18 protein-coding genes, 1 pseudogene and 1 CRISPR repeat array (1 of these 20 cut by a window edge) are annotated in these 21,317 nt (G+C 41.1%); of the genes and pseudogenes, 2 read left to right on the top strand and 17 right to left on the bottom strand.

Annotated features, from left to right (window positions below; all coding sequences use genetic code 11):
* Window positions 1–17 precede the first annotated feature (17 nt).
* The 9 genes and pseudogenes from SB660_RS12585 to fabL all read right to left on the bottom strand — a co-directional run bounded on the left by SB660_RS12585 (window position 18) and on the right by fabL (window position 8,646).
* The gene (locus tag SB660_RS12585; protein ID WP_003217874.1) at window positions 18–1,019 is read right to left on the bottom strand and encodes an ABC transporter permease; all 1,002 of its coding nucleotides are present in this window, start codon (window positions 1,017–1,019) and stop codon (window positions 18–20) included.
* A gap of 60 nt (window positions 1,020–1,079) precedes the next feature.
* Window positions 1,080–2,666, bottom strand: coding sequence for an ABC transporter substrate-binding protein (locus tag SB660_RS12580; RefSeq protein WP_058015786.1), 1,587 nt, complete (start codon window positions 2,664–2,666; stop codon window positions 1,080–1,082).
* Window positions 2,641–3,618, bottom strand: coding sequence for an ABC transporter ATP-binding protein (locus tag SB660_RS12575; RefSeq protein ID WP_410582801.1), 978 nt, complete (start codon window positions 3,616–3,618; stop codon window positions 2,641–2,643). The genes SB660_RS12580 and SB660_RS12575 overlap by 26 nt, the downstream gene beginning before the upstream one ends.
* Window positions 3,587–4,609 (bottom strand): ABC transporter ATP-binding protein, encoded by a 1,023-nt coding sequence (locus SB660_RS12570; RefSeq protein WP_061407158.1) that lies wholly within the window; start codon window positions 4,607–4,609, stop codon window positions 3,587–3,589. The genes SB660_RS12575 and SB660_RS12570 overlap by 32 nt, the downstream gene beginning before the upstream one ends.
* A 112-nt stretch (window positions 4,610–4,721) precedes the next feature.
* Window positions 4,722–6,464: an ABC transporter ATP-binding protein gene (locus SB660_RS12565; protein ID WP_410582798.1), complete on the bottom strand. Its 1,743-nt coding sequence runs from the start codon at window positions 6,462–6,464 to the stop codon at window positions 4,722–4,724.
* 92 nt (window positions 6,465–6,556) lie between these two features.
* Window positions 6,557–7,087 (bottom strand): nucleoside tri-diphosphate phosphatase, encoded by a 531-nt coding sequence (ntdP, locus tag SB660_RS12560; RefSeq protein ID WP_012009337.1) that lies wholly within the window; start codon window positions 7,085–7,087, stop codon window positions 6,557–6,559.
* Window positions 7,088–7,234: 147 nt separating this feature from the next.
* Complete coding sequence (locus SB660_RS12555; RefSeq protein WP_137055487.1) at window positions 7,235–7,495, bottom strand: YgaB family protein; 261 nt, start codon at window positions 7,493–7,495, stop codon at window positions 7,235–7,237.
* Window positions 7,496–7,668: 173 nt separating this feature from the next.
* Window positions 7,669–7,818: pseudogene (locus SB660_RS12550) on the bottom strand (gamma-type small acid-soluble spore protein); the annotation flags it as partial.
* 75 nt (window positions 7,819–7,893) lie between these two features.
* Window positions 7,894–8,646 (bottom strand): enoyl-[acyl-carrier-protein] reductase FabL, encoded by a 753-nt coding sequence (gene fabL, locus SB660_RS12545; protein WP_003217873.1) that lies wholly within the window; start codon window positions 8,644–8,646, stop codon window positions 7,894–7,896.
* Between the two features lie 81 nt (window positions 8,647–8,727).
* On the opposite strand from fabL, the gene SB660_RS12540 reads away from it, so the two are divergent.
* Window positions 8,728–8,952, top strand: a complete 225-nt coding sequence (locus tag SB660_RS12540) for a hypothetical protein (RefSeq protein ID WP_044139672.1) — start codon at window positions 8,728–8,730, stop codon at window positions 8,950–8,952.
* Here the strand turns inward: SB660_RS12540 and mutY are convergent.
* Window positions 8,939–10,039, bottom strand: coding sequence for an A/G-specific adenine glycosylase (gene mutY / locus SB660_RS12535; protein WP_058015781.1), 1,101 nt, complete (start codon window positions 10,037–10,039; stop codon window positions 8,939–8,941). The genes SB660_RS12540 and mutY overlap by 14 nt on opposite strands.
* 192 nt (window positions 10,040–10,231) lie before the next feature.
* Between mutY and SB660_RS12530 the strand changes: the two genes are divergently transcribed.
* Window positions 10,232–11,212: a metal-dependent hydrolase gene (locus tag SB660_RS12530; protein WP_106036204.1), complete on the top strand. Its 981-nt coding sequence runs from the start codon at window positions 10,232–10,234 to the stop codon at window positions 11,210–11,212.
* 1,750 nt (window positions 11,213–12,962) lie between these two features.
* Here the strand turns inward: SB660_RS12530 and cmr6 are convergent.
* Genes cmr6 through SB660_RS12495 form a run of 7 tightly spaced genes read right to left on the bottom strand, consistent with a single transcriptional unit; the run spans window position 12,963 to window position 20,227 of the window.
* Window positions 12,963–13,742 carry a type III-B CRISPR module RAMP protein Cmr6 gene (gene cmr6 / locus SB660_RS12525; RefSeq protein ID WP_339165313.1) on the bottom strand — a complete coding sequence of 260 codons (780 nt, stop codon included), beginning with the start codon at window positions 13,740–13,742 and terminating at the stop codon, window positions 12,963–12,965.
* The gene (gene cmr5, locus SB660_RS12520) at window positions 13,739–14,107 is read right to left on the bottom strand and encodes a type III-B CRISPR module-associated protein Cmr5 (protein ID WP_339165311.1); all 369 of its coding nucleotides are present in this window, start codon (window positions 14,105–14,107) and stop codon (window positions 13,739–13,741) included. The genes cmr6 and cmr5 overlap by 4 nt, the downstream gene beginning before the upstream one ends.
* Window positions 14,104–14,973: a type III-B CRISPR module RAMP protein Cmr4 gene (cmr4, locus tag SB660_RS12515; protein WP_233421727.1), complete on the bottom strand. Its 870-nt coding sequence runs from the start codon at window positions 14,971–14,973 to the stop codon at window positions 14,104–14,106. Before cmr4 ends, cmr5 begins: the two co-directional genes overlap by 4 nt.
* A gap of 13 nt (window positions 14,974–14,986) precedes the next feature.
* On the bottom strand, window positions 14,987–16,219 hold the full coding sequence (cmr3, locus tag SB660_RS12510; RefSeq protein ID WP_339165308.1) for a type III-B CRISPR module-associated protein Cmr3: 1,233 nt from the start codon (window positions 16,217–16,219) through the stop codon (window positions 14,987–14,989).
* Entirely contained in the window at window positions 16,212–18,020 is a 1,809-nt protein-coding gene (cas10, locus tag SB660_RS12505) for a type III-B CRISPR-associated protein Cas10/Cmr2 (RefSeq protein WP_339165307.1), read from the bottom strand. Before cas10 ends, cmr3 begins: the two co-directional genes overlap by 8 nt.
* A complete protein-coding gene (gene cmr1, locus SB660_RS12500; protein ID WP_339165305.1) occupies window positions 17,990–19,327 on the bottom strand; it encodes a type III-B CRISPR module RAMP protein Cmr1 in 1,338 nt (445 codons plus the stop codon). The genes cas10 and cmr1 overlap by 31 nt, the downstream gene beginning before the upstream one ends.
* 15 nt (window positions 19,328–19,342) lie before the next feature.
* Window positions 19,343–20,227: a DUF6602 domain-containing protein gene (locus SB660_RS12495; RefSeq protein WP_410582792.1), complete on the bottom strand. Its 885-nt coding sequence runs from the start codon at window positions 20,225–20,227 to the stop codon at window positions 19,343–19,345.
* 817 nt (window positions 20,228–21,044) lie between these two features.
* Window positions 21,045–21,317: direct repeats of the CRISPR family, unit length 32 nt; unit sequence ATTTCAATCCACGCACTCATGTAGAGTGCGAC (it continues 89 nt past the right edge of the window).

The raw sequence follows: 21,317 nt of genomic DNA, 5'->3' as shown, positions 1-21,317 counted from the left end.
GTGATCACTCTCCCTCCCTAATATTTAATCCTTGGATCAATGACCGCATACAAGATATCCACAATGAAGTTGATCAGGACAAATATGAGCGCAACAACGAGAATGCCAGTTTGAATGACTGGGTAATCACGATAGCTGATGGCGTCATATATATACCGCCCAATGCCCGGCCATGCAAAAATGGTCTCTGTTAAAATGGCTCCGCCTAGCAAGAGGCCTGTCTGAAGACCAATAATCGTCAAGATCGGAATAAGCGCATTTTTCAACCCATGCTGATAAATGATGAAAAATGAACGTACACCTTTTGCTTTTGCTGTTCGAATAAAGTCTGAATGAAGCACTTCCAGCATACTTGCCCTTGTTATCCTCGCAATAATCGCAGCAGGAATTGTGGCAAGTGCTGTACTTGGTAAGATCAAATGCTTGATGCTGTCAGTGAATTGATCAAACCGGCCTTGCAAAAGCGTATCCAGCGTATGAATATAGGTGATTGACTCCACTGGATTTCTGACGTTTTCACGGCCCGTTGTCGGTAAAATACCTAATTCAATCGAAAACAGCCACTGCCCCATTAAGCCTAACCAGAAAATCGGCATGGACACTCCAATGAGTGCAATAAACATCGCGACATAATCAAAGAAAGAATGCTTAAACCAAGCACTGATGATTCCGGCATTTACCCCCACAACGATCGCCAGCACCATGGCAAAAAAGGTTAATTCTAACGTCGCAAATAAGTATGGTTTCATTTCCTGGGCAATAGCCGCTCCTGTTCGTATCGAAGTCCCTAAATCTCCTTTTAAAAGGCCCAGCATGTAATGTCCGTATTGAACATACCAAGGCTGATTTAAACCGAGCTGGATGGTTAACTGTTCTACTGCTTCTTTCGTTGCCCGCTGTCCTAAGATAACCTGTGCTGGGTTCCCTGGAATAAACCGTATAATTGAAAACACGACCAATGTCATTCCGATCAATACTGGGATGAGCATTCCTGCCCGCTTCATACAATAAGCAAACAAACAGCTTTCACCGCCTTTTCTTTGTTTGAATAAGGGAGATGCAAGATCTCCCTTATTTGCTTATTCGAAATACACGTCAGTCAAAGCTTCTGAACCAGTTGGATGCGGCTGGTAGCCTTTTAAATCACTAGATGCTGCAAGCATTGGGATCGAATGCACCAATGGAATCCAAGGTGCTTCATCATGAATGATTTCCTGCGCTTTTTGATATAGCTCATTTCGTTTCTTTTGATCTGTGTCTGTTTGCGCTTCGATGAGGATGTCGTGCATTTTATCGTTTTCGAAGAATGTATAGTTGTTGCCGCCAATGCTGTCTTTGTCCAAAAGTGTGTAGATGAAATTATCAGGATCGCCATTGTCCCCTGTCCAGCCTAACAAGAACACATCCGCTTCTCCTTTACTTGCCTTATCTAAATAGGTCGCCCAGTCATATGTCACAATTTCTGCTTTGACGCCGACCTTTTCAAAGTTTGATTGAATGACTTCTGCTACCTTCATCCCATCTGGCATATATGGACGCGGTACAGGCATTGCCCAAAGCTTGATGCGAAAGCCGTCAGGAAAGCCCGCTTCTTTTAAAAGTTCCTTCGCTTTTTCGGGATCATACGGATACGGATCAATGTCGTCATTGTAGCCTTCTAAAGCTGGAGGAAGAGGATTTTTTGCTGGTTCGGCAAGTCCGCCATAAAATGACTTAATAATGGATTCTTTATCGACCGCGTAATTGAGCGCTTGACGAACAAGCTTGTTATCAAGCGGCTTTCTTGTGACAGTCAGTCCGATATAGCCTACGTTCATTGATGGTCTTTCAATGAGCTGGAGTGCTTTATCCGTTTTAATGCCATCTAAATCTGACGGATTCACACCATCCATCAAATCGATTTCGCCTGTTTTCAAGGCATTTAAGCGAGCCGAGTTTTCTGGGATCGAGCGGAAGATGATTTGATTCAGTTTTGGTTTATCTTTCTGCCAGTAATCTTCGTTCTTTTCTAATACGATACGGTCGTTTTGTTTCCACTCTTTAAATTTGAATGGTCCTGTTCCTACTGGATTCTCGCGAAAGGAATCGCCGCTTTTTTCAACAGCCGCAGGACTTGCGATGCCAAACGGTGACATGGCAATGTTTTTAAGAAATGTCGCCTGCGGGCGCTTTAGCTGAAATTCTACTTCATGCTCACCTTTGACGATGATGTCTTTAATGACATGTCCTTTATCTTTTTTATAGCCGCCAAACATGCCATAGTAAGGAAATTTTTCTGCATCACCATTCATCCAGCGGTCAAAGTTGAATTTCACTGCTTCTGCGTTAAAGTCTGTGCCATCGTGAAATTTCACACCTTCTCTTAAGTAGAATGTGTATGATTTTCCGTCCTTTGCAACATCCCAGTCTGTTGCGAGACCTGGGTGGATGGTCGTGTCTTTCTCACCGTAATTCAAAAGCTTTTCAAACATATTCTCTGTGACCTTAAAGGTTTCGCCTTCTGTTGTTGTGATTGGATCAAGTGAAGTGGAGTCTCCTCCTCTGCCAAATACGAGAGTGTCTTTTGTTGCCTTCTCTTCTGATGACGGAGCGGACGAGCATCCCCCCAAAAATAGTGCAAGCACCAGCACAAAAATGAAACTACTGAATAACCATGTCTTCTTCATTGTGTTCCTCCTTTTGATATAAGTAACACGCCGCCGCATGCCCCGGTTCCTCCTCATACAAAGCAGGTGCTGCTTTCAAGCATTTCTCCCACCTTTTTGGACATCTTTTGTAGAAAGGACAACCGCCGCTTGGCGTCATTGCAGACTCTTCTGCCGACACATCTTGCGTCTCTAGCTCGTGATCCATATGTGGAATGGATTTCAGAAGCAGCGATGTATAAGGATGAAGCGGGCTGTGAAATACGTCTTCGGCAGGCCCCATCTCGACAATGCGTCCAGCATACATGACGGCGATTCGGTCGCTCATATACCTGACAACGCCAAGATCGTGAGAAATAAATAGATACGTCAGAGAAAGCGTCTTTTGCAATTCAAGCATCAAATTTAAAATTTGCGCTTGAACGGATACATCTAAAGCTGAAACCGGTTCATCGGCAATGACAAGACTTGGATGGGTAATGAGTGCTCTAGCGATCCCAATACGCTGCCTTTGTCCGCCGCTAAATTGGTGCGCATAACGCTCCCCGTAGGAAGGATCAAAACCGACAATATGCAGCATTTCTTTTACCCGCTTCCGTCTTTCTGCTTTCGCCCCATGTCGATGAACAATGAGCGGTTCCTCTAAAATATCTTTGATTTTCATACGTGGATTTAATGAAGCATATGGATCTTGAAAAATCATTTGAATGTCTTTTCTTAAAGAACGCATCTCTCTTTCTTTCAAAAGAGTGACCTCTTGCCCTTTCAGTTGAATAGAGCCTGACGTCGGTTCAGTTAATCTCATTAAGCTTTTGCCAAGTGTTGATTTCCCGCAGCCTGATTCACCAACAATGCCAAGCGTTTCCCCCTCCTTCACGTGAAAGGACACTTGATTTAAAGCCAAAGTCGAGTGTTTATGTTTAGAAAAAAAAGCGGCTGTGTCATACCGTTTTGTCAGCTGATTCACTTGCAAGAGTGGGTGACTCAGTGTCTTCTCCTCCTTCCATAAGAAAGCACGCCACGCGGTGATCCTGTTCAATGGATTGTAAAACGGGATCTTCTTCAAGACATTGCGCCATTTGATAGGGGCAGCGCGCGGCAAATTGACAGCCGGATCGAATGGTCCCTGGCTTCGGTACATGACCTGCAATAGAGATAAGCTTTTCTTTTTTCTCTTTGAACGATGGAACTGAGGCGAAAAGACCTTTTGTGTAGGGATGCAGAGGTTTTTGAAAAATACGGTCAACGGTTCCTTCTTCTACGATTCGACCAGCATACATAATCATGACTCGCTGGCATATTTGCCGTACGACGCCTAGATCATGGGTAATAAATAAAATAGCGGTGTCCATCTCTTCGTTCAGCTTTTTGAGCAGGCGAAGGATTTGCGCTTGGATGGTCACATCAAGTGCAGTTGTTGGTTCATCTGCGATCATGAGCTTTGGGTGACAAAGCATCGCCATCGCAATCATCACACGCTGACGCATGCCGCCTGATAATTCATGCGGGTATTTTTTAAGCAATGATTCGGCTTGCTTCAATCCGACGGTCTGAAGCAGATCAACCGCCTTCGCTTTTGCTTCTTTTTGACCGATTGCTTGATGTGTGAAAAGGGCTTCTGTCATTTGTTTGCCAATGGTCATTAATGGGTTCAGAGAGGTCATTGGTTCCTGGAATATCATCGAAATGTCATTTCCTCTTATTTCTCGCCACTGTTTTTCTGAAAGCGACAGCAGGTTTTGCCCTTCGAATTGGATCTCTCCCGTTGTCTCTGTTTGCTGGTTCAGCCCCATTAATGACATAGATGTGATACTTTTCCCGCAGCCAGATTCGCCAACAATTCCTAAGGTTTCTCCTTTTTGAATCGAGAACGATATGTGATGGACGATGGGTACTTTTTGCTTTTTTTGCTGAAATGCAATGGACAGCTGTTTGACATCCAGCAGCACGTCTTGTTCTTTCACATATTCACCACCCCGTCATACTTTTTAAAATTGTATTGAGACAAGCTGGGAAATATGTCATGTTTTTGACAAGCATAAAAAAGCCTATCCGCTAGAATCGGATAGGCTTCTACTAATTTAATGTTTGAATGGTAAAAAGATGGCGATAGTGGCTCTCTCTGTTCATTAATTCTTCGTGTGTTCCTTTTTCCACAATCTCACCTTGTTCCATGACGACAATGAGGTCAGCATGTGTAATTGTTGATAAGCGGTGCGCGACAATAAAGGTTGTGCGGTCTTTTGCTAGCTTTTGCATCGCTTCTTGAATGTAATGTTCACTTTCTAAATCTAATGCAGACGTTGCTTCATCTAAAATCAACAGCGGTGGATTTTTTAGAAAGACCCTTGCAATAGAAATCCGTTGTTTTTGACCACCTGACAGCTTCACGCCCCGTTCTCCTACCTTCGTGTCATATCCCTCAGGAAGAGACATGATAAAATCATGGGCATTTGCCGCTTTTGCAGCCGAAACGATTTTTTCAAAAGAGGCTTCTGGATCTCCAACGGCAATGTTTTCTTTAATCGTGTCACTGAATAAGAATGTATCCTGCAGCACCATTCCGACTTGATTTCGAAGGCTTCTTGCTTTGTACTCTTTTATATCAATGCCGTCAATTTCAAGTGATCCGTTTGTCACATCATAAAATCTTGGAATTAAGCTGACGAGAGTGGACTTCCCCCCACCGCTCATTCCTACAAGCGCAACCGTTTGTCCTTTTTCTACTTTTAAGGAGATGTTGCGAAGAATCTCTTCCTGCGTGTGTTCATAACGAAATGACACATGTTTAAATTCGACCTCTCCTTTTAAATGATCGGCTTCTTTTGCATTCGGCCGATCTGTTACCTCGTATGGCTCATCAATAAATTCAAAGATACGATCCATTGACGCTACTGACTGAGTTAAAGTCGTGGATGAGTTGATGAGGCGGCGAATCGGGTTGTACATCCGGTCAATATAACCGACAAAGGCAATCATGGTCCCGATCGAAAGTGATCCATTAATGACGGTGTAGCCAGCAAATGCAATGATCAATAGCGGTGCAATATCAGTAATAGTATTGACAACGGCAAATGTTTTGGCGTTCCAATTCGTATGATTGATCGCTTTGTTTAAGAAATTTTTATTTTCATCATGAAAATTCTCTTGTTCATATTCTTCAATGGCAAAGCTCCGAATAACCGGCATTCCTTGTACCCGCTCATGCAAATGCCCTTGCACTTCAGCCAGCGCCTGTGACCGCTCTTTTGTCAGCTTACGCAGCCTGCCGTAAAAAAACTTCACTGCAAACGCATATAACGGAAAAATAATGACAGACACAATGGTGAGCTTGATGTCCAGTGTACACATAATGGCGATCACGATGAGCACGGTCATCAAATCAAGCCAAATATTCATAAGACCTGTGATGACAAACTCTTTTGTCTGCTCCACATCGTTGATGACTCTAGAAATGATTTCTCCTGTTCTCGTGTTGGCATAATAACGAAGGCTGAGCTTTTGAATATGCGAAAACAGCTTTTCCCGAATATCAAATAATACTTTACTGCCTGTCCACTGCGCATAGTATTGTCTATAGTATTCAACAGGCGGTCTCATCACTAAAAATAAGACGAGCATGATTCCCATAATCATCAGTAGAGATGATGTCTTTTCTTCAGCCGACCCCGAGCCTTGAATGACATCATCAATGACATACTTTAAAAGCAGAGGCAATGTTAAGGGAATCGAGAACTTGATCATCCCGATGATCATTGTCAATGCAATCTGTTTTTTATACGGTGTTACAAAAGCCATGTAGCGTTTAATGACCCCCATGTAAATCTCCTTCCCAATCTATCAGTGCCTCTTATCCGTGCGCAATCAAAAACCTGTTAGCCTAAAAGCTAAACAGGTTTTTGCTGCTCTTGCTATTTTGTATAATGTAAAAAACGTTCATACCACATATCCACAAATTCAGGAGCAAACGGACCTTTCCGCTGGTGAATCCAATGCAATAATGTATTCAGATGCTCTCTTAAGATACTATCGATTTCCTTTGGATAATTCATCTGCCTCTTATGATCTGCATATTCATCCTCATCCAAAATATTGTACGTCATGTCCGGAAAGACTTTGACATCTAAGTCGTAATCAATATACTTAATTGCTTCTTCATCTGTTGCAAAAGGAGAGCTGATGTTGCAGTAATAATATACCCCATCATCTCTAAGCATCCCAATCACATTAAACCATTGTTTTGCATGGAAATAGCAAATAGCCGGTTCTCTCGTCATCCAAGTACGGCCGTCGGATTCAGTCACCATTGTCCGGTCGTTTGCACCGATGATACACAATTCCGTTGCTTTCAGAATGGTGGTTTCATTCCAAATCCTGTGGATCAAGCCATTGTGTTTATAGCTTTGAATTTGGATGGTTTCTCCTTCCTTGGGATAGCCCATATTTTCTCCCCTACTTTCTATAACAAACAAACCTAACAGTCCAAAGACCTAATTTCCCAACTAAACATGTCTCTATTATATTATACCGTTACATCATTAAAAAATGAAATGAAAAAGCCATTCAACCCAATTGAACGGCACACTGTCTTACATCACGGTTGAACTCTTTTCCATCTGCTTATATGAATTGATGACCTCTTCTGTCTGTTTTGTAAACAAGGTTTGAACTCTTTGCAGTTCCACACGTTTCTGTTTGATTTGATCATGAAGCCTGGTCCACTCTTCTTTTTTTTCATCTTGCAGCAATTGTTTTTCTGTTTCTAAGCATAGATCGAGTTCTCCCTGTACATTGAGCAGTTGATCCATGAGCTGCATTTGTTCTTTTACAAGCTGATCGAAATCAGACATCTAACTCCTCCCTTTTATTTTCATCCACTTTTTGTCTGTATACCATTTCTTGAAAGATCGCCGAAATCCTTTGACTGTTTATGTAGAGGTTTTACAGGTTTTGTCGGATGGTGGGGAGAGGCAAAAAGAAAAGCACTTCATTCGTAGATGAAGTGCTTTCTCTGTTTCAGTGATTAGCTGTTTTGTTGTTTGTTTTGCTCAGCTTTTTGGTTATATTTTTTTACGTGCTGTGCGTCAGTCTCGCTAGCAAATTCAGTGCCGTATTGACCACCTTGTGCAGCAGCTTGGTTTTGTTTCTTCACTTGTTGTGCGTTTGTTTTGTTTTGTTGTTTGTCCATCATTATCACCTCCACGCACATTAATTTGTGCAGAAGGTGCAAATCCTATTCATGATTTTTTTAAACAAGCAAAGAACGTCCGCCATCCACAATAATCGTCTGTCCTCTAATCATATCTGCCTTGCCTGATACAAGGAATTCCACACTGTCGACCATGTCTTTAATTTCCACCATTCGGCCAGCTGGTGTATTTTTCTTGGCATCTTCTAAAAGCTCTTCTCGGTTCGGGAAGTGCTTAAGTGCATCTGTATCGATCGCGCCGCCAGATACGGCATTCACGACAATATTCTTTTGTGACAGCTCCACAGATAGATAACGCGTCAATGCTTCTAATGCTGCTTTTGAGACGCCAACAACTGTGTAATTTTCAAGATAGCGAATAGAGCCTAGTGAGCTAATGCTGACGATATGTCCGCCGCCGTTTTTCTCCATTAATTTGGCTGCTTCTTGTCCGCAAAATAGTAAAGCTTTTGCATTGATATTCATCGTCCAGTCCCAATGATTTTCTTCAAGGTCCATGATTGGGCGCTGAACACCAGATGCCGCATTGTTCACAAATATATCTAAACGGCCAAAGGTTTCATCGATTTGCTGAAACATATCTTTGATTTTCTCTGGCTGACCTACGTTGGCTTTGACAACCAATGTTTTAACACCCATCGCTTCAATTTCTTCTGCTGTTTCAAGTGCAGCTTTTTTGCTTCTCGCATAGTTAATGACAATGTCATATCCTTTTTCAGCTAGGCGAAGGGCAACTTCTTTCCCTACACCTCTGCTGCTGCCTGTAATTAATGCACATTTACGTTGACTCATTATGGTTCATCTCCTGATTTGAATAGTTTTCGTTCATTCGCTTCACACTAATAGGAAAGTTCCTATTAGGAGGTTACATTCATGTATGTCGGACGCGATTTAAGCCAGCTTGGCATGATGTCCAAGGATCAATGGAAAGATACTGAGCTTGCTTACTTTCATCATGCTTTCCAACAAATTTTACCTTATTTAAACGAAGAAGGGCAATCTAAGTATCGAGAAATCATTTCTGAAATTGAAAACCGCGGGGGTCTGCACCGAAATGAAGCCGATTATACCCACGGGACAACGGTTAAATACGACTAGGCTGCTCAAGTGCCAGCTTCCAAATTTTTTGGTGTGAGACTGGCAAAGCATATGCCTCAAATTCTTCTGTTGTGACTTTCTTCAGCATCGTGTCATCAGATATAGAGGTAACTCGTCCAAAGAAAACAGAAATATTCCAGATGAGGTGGGTAAATACATGCTGAATGGTGCCTTCTAAGTCACCAAGCTCTGCTTGTACACCTGCCTCCTCTTTTAAGAAATCCATTAGCTGCTCTTTTTCCGTTTTTCTTCCCTTTATGGTTTCCAAGTTAGGGAATTCCCATAAATTCGCAAGAAGGCCTGTACTTGGCCGCTTATGAATATAGAGGTTGCCTGCGTCATCAAATAACACCGCTGCTGCCATTGATTTTGCAGTCGGTTTTTTCTTTTTGCTTTTCACTGGAAGCTCATGCTGAACGCCTTCCTCCAGTGCCGAGCAATGCATGTTCACAGGGCAAATAAGGCAGGCAGGAGATGTTGGGGTGCAGATGAGCGCACCTAGCTCCATCAACCCTTGATTGAATTCTGATGGCTTTTCCCGGGAAATGAGCTGATCCACCGCAAACTCGAAAATATTTCTCGTTTTTGGTTTTGCAATATCATCCCATATGGACAAAATACGGGAAATGACCCTCATAACGTTGCCGTCTACCGCAGGGTACGGCTTGTTATAGGCGATACTCAGTACTGCGCCGCTCGTATACGGACCTACACCTTTGAGCTTTGAAAATTGCTCTTTCGTATCAGGGACAATGCCACCGTAGGATTCATATACTTCTTTCACAGCTGCCTGTAAATTACGCACTCTTGAGTAGTAGCCAAGACCTTCCCATGCTTTCATGACCTTTTCTTCATCAGCTAAAGCGAGATCTTTCACCGTCGGGAATTGCTCCATAAACCGGTTGAAGTACGGAATGACCGTATCTACTCTCGTTTGCTGAAGCATCACTTCTGATACCCAGACGCGGTATGGATCTTGATTTTCACGCCACGGAAGTGTTCGTTGTTCTTTTTCATACCAATCAATTAAATCATGCTGAAAGCCCGCAATATCTTTGCGGTCCAGCTTTTCTTGAATGTCTTTCATATCTATACTCCTTCTCACTTGAACCGAGGGCTAACGTTCTGAAAAGAACCTTATTTGTTGTATACTGTTTGTAGATACGTTAACATGTTACATTAAATCGGGATAAAGCAAAAGTGATTTTGCACATAGTCTTGATTGGAGACGTATACTTTGTATGATTGTTCCTAAGCATGACAACTAGGAGGTAATCAATTGGACACTGGTACTCATGTAGTAATGGGCATTTCTCTTGGGGGACTTGCACTTTTAGATCCAGCCGTCAGCGCAGATCCACACATGGCACACGCCGTGATGATCGCGACCATCGCCGGCTCCCAAGCACCAGACATTGATACTGTGCTAAAACTAAAAAATAATGCGGTTTATATAAGAAATCACCGAGGATTTACACATTCCATTCCGGCTGTACTATTTTGGTCATTGCTGATTCCGGCTGTGATTTTCCCATTTGTGCCGGGGGCGAATTTACTTCACCTCTGGTTATGGACCCTATTAGCCGTTGTGCTTCATGTGTTTGTCGATATATTCAATGCATACGGCACACAGGCCATTCGTCCATTTTCAAAGAAGTGGGTAGCGCTTGGGATTATAAACACGTTTGATCCATTCATCTTTTTTACACACCTTGTCGCCATTGTCGTTTGGGCGATTGGCGGTCATCCCGGCTATACGTTCATAACGCTGTATGCGGTGATTTTTTGTTACTATATCGTCAGGGTCATCATGCAGCTTCAGATCAAACGTCAGCTGCGTGCACGATTCGATGAAATTGAAGACATTATTATTTCGCCTACGATGAAGTTCAGACAATGGCGCATTGCCGTGAAATGTAAATCCTCTTTCCATGTTGGGCGCAGTATGAATGGAGAGGTTGTCATTTTAGACACCTTTAACCGGGTGCCGGTTCCTGATACTGAAATTATGAAAATTGCCAAACAAGATGAAAACATTTCAGCCTTTCTCTCCTTCTCCCCTGTCTACCGGTGGGAAGTGGATAAATACAAGGATCATTATGAGGTGCGGTTCATTGATTTGCGCTACCGCAGCAAAGGTCACTATCCTTTTGTCGCGATCTGCCATATCGACATGGACCACCAAATCAAAAATTCCTATACCGGCTGGATTTTTAGTGAAGAAAAACTGCAAAAAAAATTAAGACTCGGCTCTGTGTGAGCGAGTCTTTTTTTGTTGTGTAGGGCTTGGATTTAGGAGGGGACGTACATTATTGATTAATCATTTTGTGTAGATTTTGAACTGGATAGGTAGTTGAATTTGTATAAAACTAAGACACTGTGATCTATGCACTCATGTAGAGTGCGACACTGACTACGATTGTACGGTACGGGAAACGGCCGAATTTCAATCCACGCACTCATGTAGAGTGCGACTGTAATGGCTAGACCGCGTGATCCGAGAAGAGATATTTCAATTCACGCACTCATGTAGAGTGCGACGTGTGTGGGGTAATGAGCTGAAAACGTCACAAACATTTCAATTCACGCACTCATGTAGAGTGCGACATGGGCTATTTATTGCAAAGTACGATCCCGAAAAAATTTCAATTCACGCACTCATGTAGAGTGCGACTGCGATTTCCGCCCTAATTATAACATTTTTTAGGGGATGATCGTCAAAATCCTTAAGTTTCTATATAGAAGTTTGTTTTCACTCTTAAAAAATATACATTTTTTCTCATTTTTGTCGAATGAATAGGTGCGAATGTTCCAGGGATTTTATGTTCACCTCACATTCGCACCGACTTTTTCTTAGTATGAAATCTATTGAAACTTGTTAATCATACTTCTTTATATTTCAGCAACAATTGAATCCAATTAGATTCATGACTACTGAGGCAGGAGGCAGAGTTATGTTTTCACAATTATTAATCCATCCACTCATGTAGAGTGCGACCTGAAACACGTGAAAATAGAATTGGATCAGATAGATTTCAATCCACGCACTCATGTAGAGTGCGACGCAGATAAAAACGCTCAAGTAAACCTTGAATTGTGATTTCAATCCACGCACTCATGTAGAGTGCGACCGTTTTTTATTTGTCGGAAAGGAGCAGCCATGAAATTTCAATCCACGCACTCATGTAGAGTGCGACTGCGATTTCTGCCCTAATTATAACATTTTTTAGGTAATGATAGCTAAAACCCTCAATTTTCTATATGGAATTTTGTTTTCACCTCTAAATAATATACATTTTTTCTCAATTTTGTCGAATAAAAAGGTGCGAATGTCCCAGGAATTTTATGTTCACCTCACATTCGCACCGAATCTTTCTTAATCCTATTTTAAAAAAACTATTACTGATGATAATCATACTTATTTCGCTGTTTCATCAACAGCTTTGAATTCATTAATAAAAAGGCTGAGACAGAGTTTTGTTTTTCACACCTATATCAAGCGCAATTGTCAATATATCTTTCAAGCTACCTTCTGATAAGAATTTTACTCCTCATACTCATATAGAGTGCGATTTGAAAAAAACATCAAGCTGAACCATCAGCTAATTTCAATCCACGCACTCGTGTAGAGTGCGACAAAATTGCAGGATTTTTAGAGGCACTGAAATTCATATTTCAAACCACGCACTCATGTAGAGTGCGACGAGAGCAGAGAATTGAGTCTCTTAAACTCTTATTAATTTCAATCCACGCACTAGTATAGAGTGCGACCCATACGCCTTTACGGACATTGCAAATAGCGGTAGATTTCAATCCACGCACTCATATAGAGTGCGACTGCGATTTTCGCCCTAATTATAACATTTTTTAGGGAATAATCGTCAAAACCCTTAAGTTTCTATATAGCAGTTTGTTTTCACACCTAAAAATATACATTTTTTCTCATTTTTTGAATAAAACGGTGCGAATGTTCCAGGGATTTTATGTTCACCTCACATTCGCACCAAGTTTCATGAAATGACGTCGTCCATTTTAAGTCTTCCATAACCCGCATTTGTTTTAGCACCGATTCCTTCGTGTTCTAAAGCGCCTAGTAAGATGGTTTTGGCGAGTTCGAGCCATTCCGATTCTTCTGGTAGATTCTTTTTTGTTTTCAATAGAAGTTGAAAGCGGCCGTTGACCACCGTTAAGAAATGAATAGGTGTTGGTGAGTCATCGTCTCGAGGGGCTGGAACACTTCCCCCTTTGTTCATCTTATCTAGCTTGACGCTGTTGTAGTCTGAATGATGTGGTGTCATCACATCCACTTTGAATGCTTCTCCTACCGTCTCAGGCATCATGAGCGCATCATGAAATTCGATGATGCCAGCACGTTCGTTTGTTCCAAACAATGTGTTGTAATCACTACCACCTTGTTTTAGTTCAGGAAAGTTTTCACCTAATACAGAGTGGGCATAATGAGAGGCTACACCTTTTAAAGCTGTTCCTGGTAAATAAGGAACGCCGTATATCGGGTGTAATAACAATCCCGTTTCAAGTACACCCTCTCCTCTATGTCCAATGACTAACGGCGATATGGACTTGACTAAGCATGTGAGGTTCGTATCGGTATAATATCGCTCCACAAATTTTTCATACAGCAAGTGATTGTATTTTTCCCACTGTTCTTGATGCAAACTAATCACATTTTCATAAAATGACTGCTTCTTCGAGCTGTCCTTTATGATGTCCGACAATGTAGAACCATCAATCTCCCATTTGCTTTTGTTTAAGGTTAATGACAGATTCATTGGATGTCCTCCACATTCTCCGCCCCTTGTTCCACCTTTAAAATAGATTCCGCATATCTTTTTAACCAAACAGATGCATTTAAAGCTTGTCTTGATTTGATTAAGTAATCTCGATTGGAAGCTGACCAATCTCCTTGTATATCCAGTGTTTCTTTTATATCCTGAACGAATTGTTGATAAGCATTTCCTTTTTTTGATTTTGCTTCAAAAAATGTAATGGTGAGCCTTAATCCATTTGTTAAGATCATTGAGGCGAATCTGTGACAGAGTTGTCCATATTGATTTGAGAAATTCTCCTCATTCGTTTTGGCATTCATCACATGTTGATACGCTTTCTCAGCATAATGATGTTGAATGAGTTTCATGATCCCTCCCCTCCTGTCATACGCCAGGATACTCTTCCTTTACCTACGTTTGTGTTTCCACCTAATTGAAGATACATCTGTTTTTCTAGTTGATTTAAAAGTTGATGTCTAACGGATAAATTATTGCTTCCATCGACACGATCACACCACATGAGCCCATAAAATATGGCTTCTGCCGGTACATACTCTTCATACCAGAGAGCACCTTTACTAACTGTTTGGGTTTCATGATCAATTCTAATACGAGGTGTCACTTCAGAATTCATGGTGACAATGTATTGAAAAACGTCATCACTTACAATCACAAATCGTTCTATCCAAAGAGTTTGTGATTGTTTATCGTCGAATAAAAGTTTGGCCATCTGTTCAGCAAAATCGGTTAGTTGTGGAGATTTTTTCGCAGCCCCTTGAAATTCACCTAGATATAATTCGTCATTCTCTACTAATTTAGAAATCATGGTGACTAGCGTGCTCGATTCTTCGATGAGATCAGGGATATCCAGCGATACGCCTAATGCTTTTGCATCGCGGGCTAATCTTTTCAATATGAGTGGACTTGCCACATATCCAAATGTACCGTATCTACTCGCCACCGGGAATGAAAATAACCGGCCATCTGTCATGACGACTGCTCCTGCGCTTCCATCTTGATCTCCTTGTGTACCAAATACTTTTTGTACGAATGTGTCTTGTCCTTTCGCGCGATAATGTTCACGCTGCACGCCTTTGATACTGCTTCCAGGTATAATCGGCCATTCTGTTACTTTTTCTCGTTGAATGGGCATATCAATCACGCCAACTCCTTCACCCGCTCCAATATGAAGGGGGGATAAACAATGTATCCAAAACCAACGGCTTGCTTCCATCATCTCACTCCTCTTATTCATTCGGCTTCCATGTTCCCCAAAGTGCTAACCCGCAGCCATCTTCACGATCAAACGCTTCTTTGCGCCGGTTACGATCGGATACTGATTGAAGCCACATTTTTTCGGCCAGTTCTGCTGGATCTCCTTCTTCTACTGTAAAGAAGTAAACGCTACCCGCAGGGACTAAGCGGCGTATTGCTTTTTCACGCCCTTTGTCTTTATTTGCTAAACTCCATCCAGAGATAGGCTGCCAATGTGGAACAGATGCCCAAACCAATTTGAGTCGTACATTTGTATCAAATAGTGGTTTTGACATGAGCTGTTCATCCAGCCAGCCGGGCTGCCATCCTTTACTGAAATAAGCAGGTGTCGCCAATATCATGCGAACATACGGCTTGTTTTTGAGCGATTCTTTAATAGCATCCGGACATGTCCAATCTTGTTGGTATACATGTGGCCGGTCTTCTATATGAGCCAGCCGCCGTTCACCACCGATTGGGTGAATCCCTGAGAAAGGCTTTAATTCTTCTGACTCTTCAGTAGATAAATCTATTCCTGCCTCCAGTTTAAAGTCATCTGGGAATAAGAGCGATTCAGTTGAAAATAGATGCTGATCTTTTGCTCTTTTACTGCCAGTTTCCACCTCAATTTGTGTTCGCTCCTGACGCTGTAATGCTGGAATAAATGCAGGTGGTGCATCATTTTTGAACGAATGATTTTCCTTCTGCATGTGTTGGTATTCAGTCAAGGCTTCCTTCACCTGACTCTCATCCACTGCGTCTGTCAGCCAGTTCATCATCCACTTTAGTGATACAAAAGCAGGCGGCGATTTCATTTTTTTACGAGCACCAGCTCCAATTGGCGGCCATAATGCCTCACTAAAACGGCCTGTTTTTCCTGTGCCAAAAAAGCCCTGTCCTTTCGACATCATTCGCTTCGGTCTCACTTGATACATGCCATACTCATCATCGAATAACTCAAGGTCATTAGGCATTGGCACATATAAATGATCATGCCAGCGATATAAAGGACCTCGCACAAGAGATTTCGCATAATAAGAAAGTGGCGTGGTGTGTTTCATTGATTGTCGTATCTTCGCTAGTGCTGTACGAAGTGTTCCTGCGACCACACTAGGGGGAACATCGTTTAATGAACGCGCCCGTATACCCGGTACACTTTGAAATGGGCGTGCATCACGAATAAGCAGCGGATCAAGCGGTTGAATGTGAAACCATCTTTCAGGCATGTCCACTTACCTCCTCTAGTTGAAGAGCAATGATCATACATTCAGCGATTGTATGTAATTCTTCTAATGTATTCTTCTTCGGTATATACTTCGTAATCAATTGATCGATCCACTCTTTCGTTTCTTGCTCTGTTTTTGCTTCCGTTTTCTTTTTGAATGCAAGACGTCTTATCTCTAGTGGAATGAGTTCATCTAAAATTGCTGGCTGTTTTTTAAATGAAGACTGTTCGTATGTTTGATACAACTCTCGTAAGCCATATGCAAAGCCAGATGTGAAATAAGACTGTTTTAACCATGTCGTCATCTCTTGGATAGAGGCCACTGGATCTATTTGAAAAGAGACTGAGATATTCATTGTGTCTCCTCCGCCTCGCTTTTGGAAATGAATCGCTAATGAATTTCGCTCTTGTTTTGCATATTGTTCAGCCTGGCGTGCCATACTTCTTACTTCTTCAAGAGGCTCAAGCATATGAACGATGGCGATGCCAATTGAAATCGAAGGAGGTATTTCACTATGTTGATGAGCATTCATCGTTGATACAAATTCTCTTTGTAATTTCCCAGCTGCTTCTAAGCATTTGTGAACCGGTACATAAGCCATGACATCATCTCCACCGCCATAAATCAATGTACCTTCACATTCGGAAATAATCCCACTTGCCTTTGAAGCAAAAGTTGAGAGCGTTTTAGAAAATGCAATATGACTTTCTACATGCTGTATATTTCGCAGTTGGCTGCCCATTTTATCTCCATCCGCCATGAGAAAGGCATAGTAAGGTGAAGGTGCTGGTGGTTTGACCGGCCGGCCATGATGCTTGCTGTATTCACCTTTGAAATATTTTTCGAGCAGCTGTGTGATATCATTTTTCGCTTCTGTTCGTGTGGTCCCGACAAGTCCACGTTGTTCAAGATAATCTTCTATTCTTCTATCATAAAAAAGCGATGCCTCACTCAAATCAATAGGGGCTACTGTTAGATTCATATTCTTAAGATATGTTTCTACATCTTTCACATATTGTGTGGCAGCTTTCTTCTGTTCATTTTGTTTCAACATGTTTTGATAGGGAGCAAACGCTTTATCGCAGACTGATGGAAAGGTCATACTCGGGTGCTTATGTATAGATAATCGTTTGATCACTGAAATCGCATCTAATGATTCATGTTCACCAATTCCCCATTTAGCAAGTTGCGCCACTTGCTGTGGTGTTTTTTGCTTTTGGAAAACTGATTCCCGGCCACCATCAAGTGATGATTTTGGTTCACCGAATAACGCCCTTGGCTCATTTTGTTTAAAATCTCTTAAAGTCTTCCTTGCCGCCATTAAACCTTCGACTTCTTGAAGAGCCATATGATATGAACTTGCGGACGCATTTGGCGCTTCCTCTGGAGTTTGCATCTCAGTCCACACAGCATAAAATTCTATTAAATCATCTACTTGTCGATTCCATGTGCCTATTTGAATATAAGGATCCACAATCCCTCTTACAAAATCTGCGTATTCCTTCCATTTGCCATATATTGCTTTTTTTACTTGTCTTGCAACGGATGAAGGCTGTTCGTGTGAAATTCCTCCCAATATTTTGTTTGGTGCATTGTTTGTATTTGCAGATGATTCGTTGAACACAGGGAAAATAAGCGTTCCACCCAGTTCTTGAAATTTCTTCGCACCTGCTTTACTTAATTCAGATAGAAGAAAAGAGCCAAACCATAAATCACGCGTCCGCCTTGCTTGCGCAATAAATTCTTGAACGGGCCCTATCGAAAATAGCATTAATGTTTGTTTTTGTGATTCTTCTGGCAAAATGTTTGCACCTCCTTGCTATGTAAAAAGGCTTGAATCGCCGATGAGTGCGTACGGCCACTCTCGTCTCGTAATGGATTGTTTGAGTAGGTGGCTGTTGGGTAGATACTTTGTTCATCTGTCACATCGGGCAAAGGCTTTCCTTTTCCTAAAAGCGATAAAGCTTCGATCTTTGGTTGCTGCAGCACCATCACCATGCCCACCGATTCCTTTTGATTAATAGCTAACGGTTTTAAGATGAGTGGTGAAGCCAAGCGATTTTTATTTCGCGGGACTAACGTCTTTGTATTAGGCTCCTTTTGAAACCACCTTCTTTTTGCTATTTCTTCTTCGCTTCGCTCCTTATCTTTTTTCGATTTCTTTTTAAAGTTAAAAACAATCGGCATACCAAATTGCGCCCTAGGAAAAGCGATATATCTCTTTGGTTTATTTGAAGGATATTGTAATTCGTGATCAGGATGTGACATATTCGCTAGACGACGTATGGAATCTGCCTCAGGCCAATAACTTCTCCCAGCCTCCCCATTTTGGACATTATGTTTTTTTCGAAATTCACTGTATGTATCCATTGTTCTCGTCCAGGATAAATGCGTTTGAGAAGCTTTATTTTGTAATCTAAACTCCCAGCTGAGCGTTGCCCATTCACGAGGCACTTCGGGAATGGAGATAGCATATTGACATACTTTCTCTTTAAACCATTGATCAAATCGCTCCTTACTGACTTCTTGCTCTTTAGGAGAAAATGTCTCACAGTATAAACTCCCACAACCACGTCTCGTTCTTGCACCAAGTCCCCCAAAGTTGATCCACGCCCATAGTGCAGCTTCGATTTCATTGCCCAACTTCTTTTTGTCTTGTGAAGTCATTGAAGCACTCTCGGTCAAATAAACATTCATTTTGAAATATCCCATCAACATTTTATTTGGTGTTTTTTGAAAAATATATTTTGGAGGGAATTTGATTTGTTTTTGTTCTTTAAATATTTCTTCAACGATTACTTTAATTAAGCTGCTTTTTTCTGTATGACCAAATATCTCTGCTTCTCGTTTAGATAATTCATTTGCGTTTTTGCAAGCAGCTCCTCGAGTTGCACGCCACCAGAAACGAAGATGACCACGAATCGCACTTTCTCGAATCGGTCTGTCTTGATCAATTGAGTTTGATTGGGGCCCTCCGCCAAACATTGGCGTAACCAAATGAATAGTGAGCGGCTCTTTAAAAAGTCTTTGGTCTTCATGGATTTTCGTGTCAATCGCATGTTTCACATCATGCCAATTCGTTTTGGGTTTACTAGATTCCCTTGTCATGTCGCTCTCCTTTCTTCACTTTGTTATCTGTTTCTGAAATAGCTCGGCATATGCATAGTGAGGGAAAAACATGGGATTGTTAATGAGCATCAGCAATTGATTTAATTGGAAATTTAGTGTCAACAGATCGCATCCATTAATACGTAAATCGCTGAGTTTGTTCGAAATCACTTTGTCTTTACTATCATCTTTATTTTTCTCACTATTTTTTTTCTTTTCTTTATCCTCTTGTTCCTTAGACCTTTCTGGATCATAACAATTTAATTCATTAGCCCACCATCCTAACTGTTTATCTTCATTAGGAGCTCTTAAATGAAATACACTCTTTTGTTTCATAAGAATAAGGTCAAATGCTTTGTCTAATATTTCAAACATCTTTGAAGATGAGTTTGCTGTTTGCCTTTTTAAATTACTTGCTAAAATTAAAATAGGACGTGTTCGTTTCTGTGTATCATTTTCAACCATGTCAACCCCTTTGGCGGCTATCCTAGCTATTCCTTTTGTTTTCGGTACTAATTTTTTTATATTGTCAGACCAAACTTTTAAATTATCAACATCGAAATTTGAACTTTTACATTCTATAGCAACCGCCTCAATCGGTATAAATTTCAAGGAATTGTGTTGGAACACATACGGCGTATACTGCTCATCAAATACGGCAATATCGACTTCGTTAGAATGATTTCCTTCTGAGTCAATAATGATGACACCTTGTGCTAATGAATATTTTTTAGGAATGATTTTCCGAAAAAACTCCAACCACATCACTTCTCTAGAATCTCCTGTCAGCCCGCCATGATTAGAAGCAAAGTCCACTTCTTCTGATATCATGCTGTTTAATCTTTGATAATTCTCTAAGATCAGCTGCTCCACTTTACCGGTTCGCTCCGTTTCACCCAAACCATTTCCTCCTTCACCACTCATTACGAATGGATAATATTTGAATCTAAATAACTACTTTTCATTTCGACTTATTTTGAGATTTTTTAAGGTTTATTTAGGAAAAAGAAGAAGAAAAAAACATGACTGCAAGGAGTCATGTTTTCACTGTACAAATGAACAGTATATTTGATGGCTATTTGAAAGAGGATGTTGTAAGAAGATGATCTTTAAGGTAGTCATAACCGTTTAAGACACAATCATTGAAAACCATGCACACCTCATATATGGGTGCGACAAATACTATGAAGATTTAACAGACGAAGAAATCATTTCAATCCACGCAATCATGTAGAGTGCGACGGGACGCTTTACAGCAAATAGAAAAACACCGCCATATTTCAATCCACGCACTCATGTAGAGTGCGACCTGAGTTTGAAAACAAACTAGTGGCAGCGATAAGATTTCAATCCACGCACTCATGTAGAGTGCGACTGCGATTTCTGCCCTAATTATAACATTTTTTAGGGAATGATAGCCAAAACCCTCAATTTCTATATGGAATTTTGTTTTCACCTCTAAATAATATACATTTTTTCTCATTTTTGTCGAATAAAAAGGTGCGAATGCCTCAGGAATTTTATGTTCACCTCACATTCGCACCGAATCTCTCTTAATCCTATTTAATTAAAAACTATTACTGATGATAATCATACTTATTTCGCTGCTTCATCAACATCTTTGAATTCATTAATAAAATGGCTGAGACAGAGTTATGTTTTTCACACCTATTTCAAGCGCAATGTCAATAAATCTTTCAAGCTACCTACTGACAAGAATTTTATTCCTCACATTCATATAGAGTGCGACAAATATAAGACCTGTAATTAATACGGCTACTGTATTTCAATCCACGCACTCATATAGAGTGCGACGAGGATACGCCTATGCAGGATCGGGCAATATTATATTTCAATCCACGCACTCATGTAGAGTGCGACTTGAAAATTGGGTTAAAAACGCAATTTTATTCAATTTCAATCCACGCACTCATGTAGAGTGCGACTCTTTCTATGATTGACGTATCAGATGCGTTTTGTTATTTCAATC

The sequence above is a fragment of the Bacillus sp. SIMBA_005 genome (assembly GCF_046535585.1).
GTDB lineage: Bacteria > Bacillota > Bacilli > Bacillales > Bacillaceae > Bacillus > Bacillus pumilus.
The sequence above is the reverse complement of the archived record's forward strand: the minus strand, read 5'-3'. Positions and strand labels throughout refer to the sequence as shown.

Bases quoted from the DNA above. Each gene is read 5' to 3' on its own strand.
- fabL (WP_003217873.1), bottom strand. From the start codon at position 8,646: ATGAGTCAACGTAAATGTGCATTAATTACAGGCAGCAGCAGAGGTGTA.
- cmr4 (WP_233421727.1), bottom strand. From the start codon at position 14,973: ATGGAAGCAAGCCGTTGGTTTTGGATACATTGTTTATCCCCCCTTCAT.
- SB660_RS12565 (WP_410582798.1), bottom strand. From the start codon at position 6,464: ATGGGGGTCATTAAACGCTACATGGCTTTTGTAACACCGTATAAAAAA.
- cmr5 (WP_339165311.1), bottom strand. From the start codon at position 14,107: ATGAAACTCATTCAACATCATTATGCTGAGAAAGCGTATCAACATGTG.
- mutY (WP_058015781.1), bottom strand. From the start codon at position 10,039: ATGAAAGACATTCAAGAAAAGCTGGACCGCAAAGATATTGCGGGCTTT.
- ntdP (WP_012009337.1), bottom strand. From the start codon at position 7,087: ATGGGCTATCCCAAGGAAGGAGAAACCATCCAAATTCAAAGCTATAAA.
- SB660_RS12540 (WP_044139672.1), top strand. From the start codon at position 8,728: ATGTATGTCGGACGCGATTTAAGCCAGCTTGGCATGATGTCCAAGGAT.
- SB660_RS12580 (WP_058015786.1), bottom strand. From the start codon at position 2,666: ATGAAGAAGACATGGTTATTCAGTAGTTTCATTTTTGTGCTGGTGCTT.
- cmr3 (WP_339165308.1), bottom strand. From the start codon at position 16,219: ATGCCTGAAAGATGGTTTCACATTCAACCGCTTGATCCGCTGCTTATT.
- SB660_RS12555 (WP_137055487.1), bottom strand. From the start codon at position 7,495: ATGTCTGATTTCGATCAGCTTGTAAAAGAACAAATGCAGCTCATGGAT.
- cmr1 (WP_339165305.1), bottom strand. From the start codon at position 19,327: ATGACAAGGGAATCTAGTAAACCCAAAACGAATTGGCATGATGTGAAA.
- cmr6 (WP_339165313.1), bottom strand. From the start codon at position 13,742: ATGAATCTGTCATTAACCTTAAACAAAAGCAAATGGGAGATTGATGGT.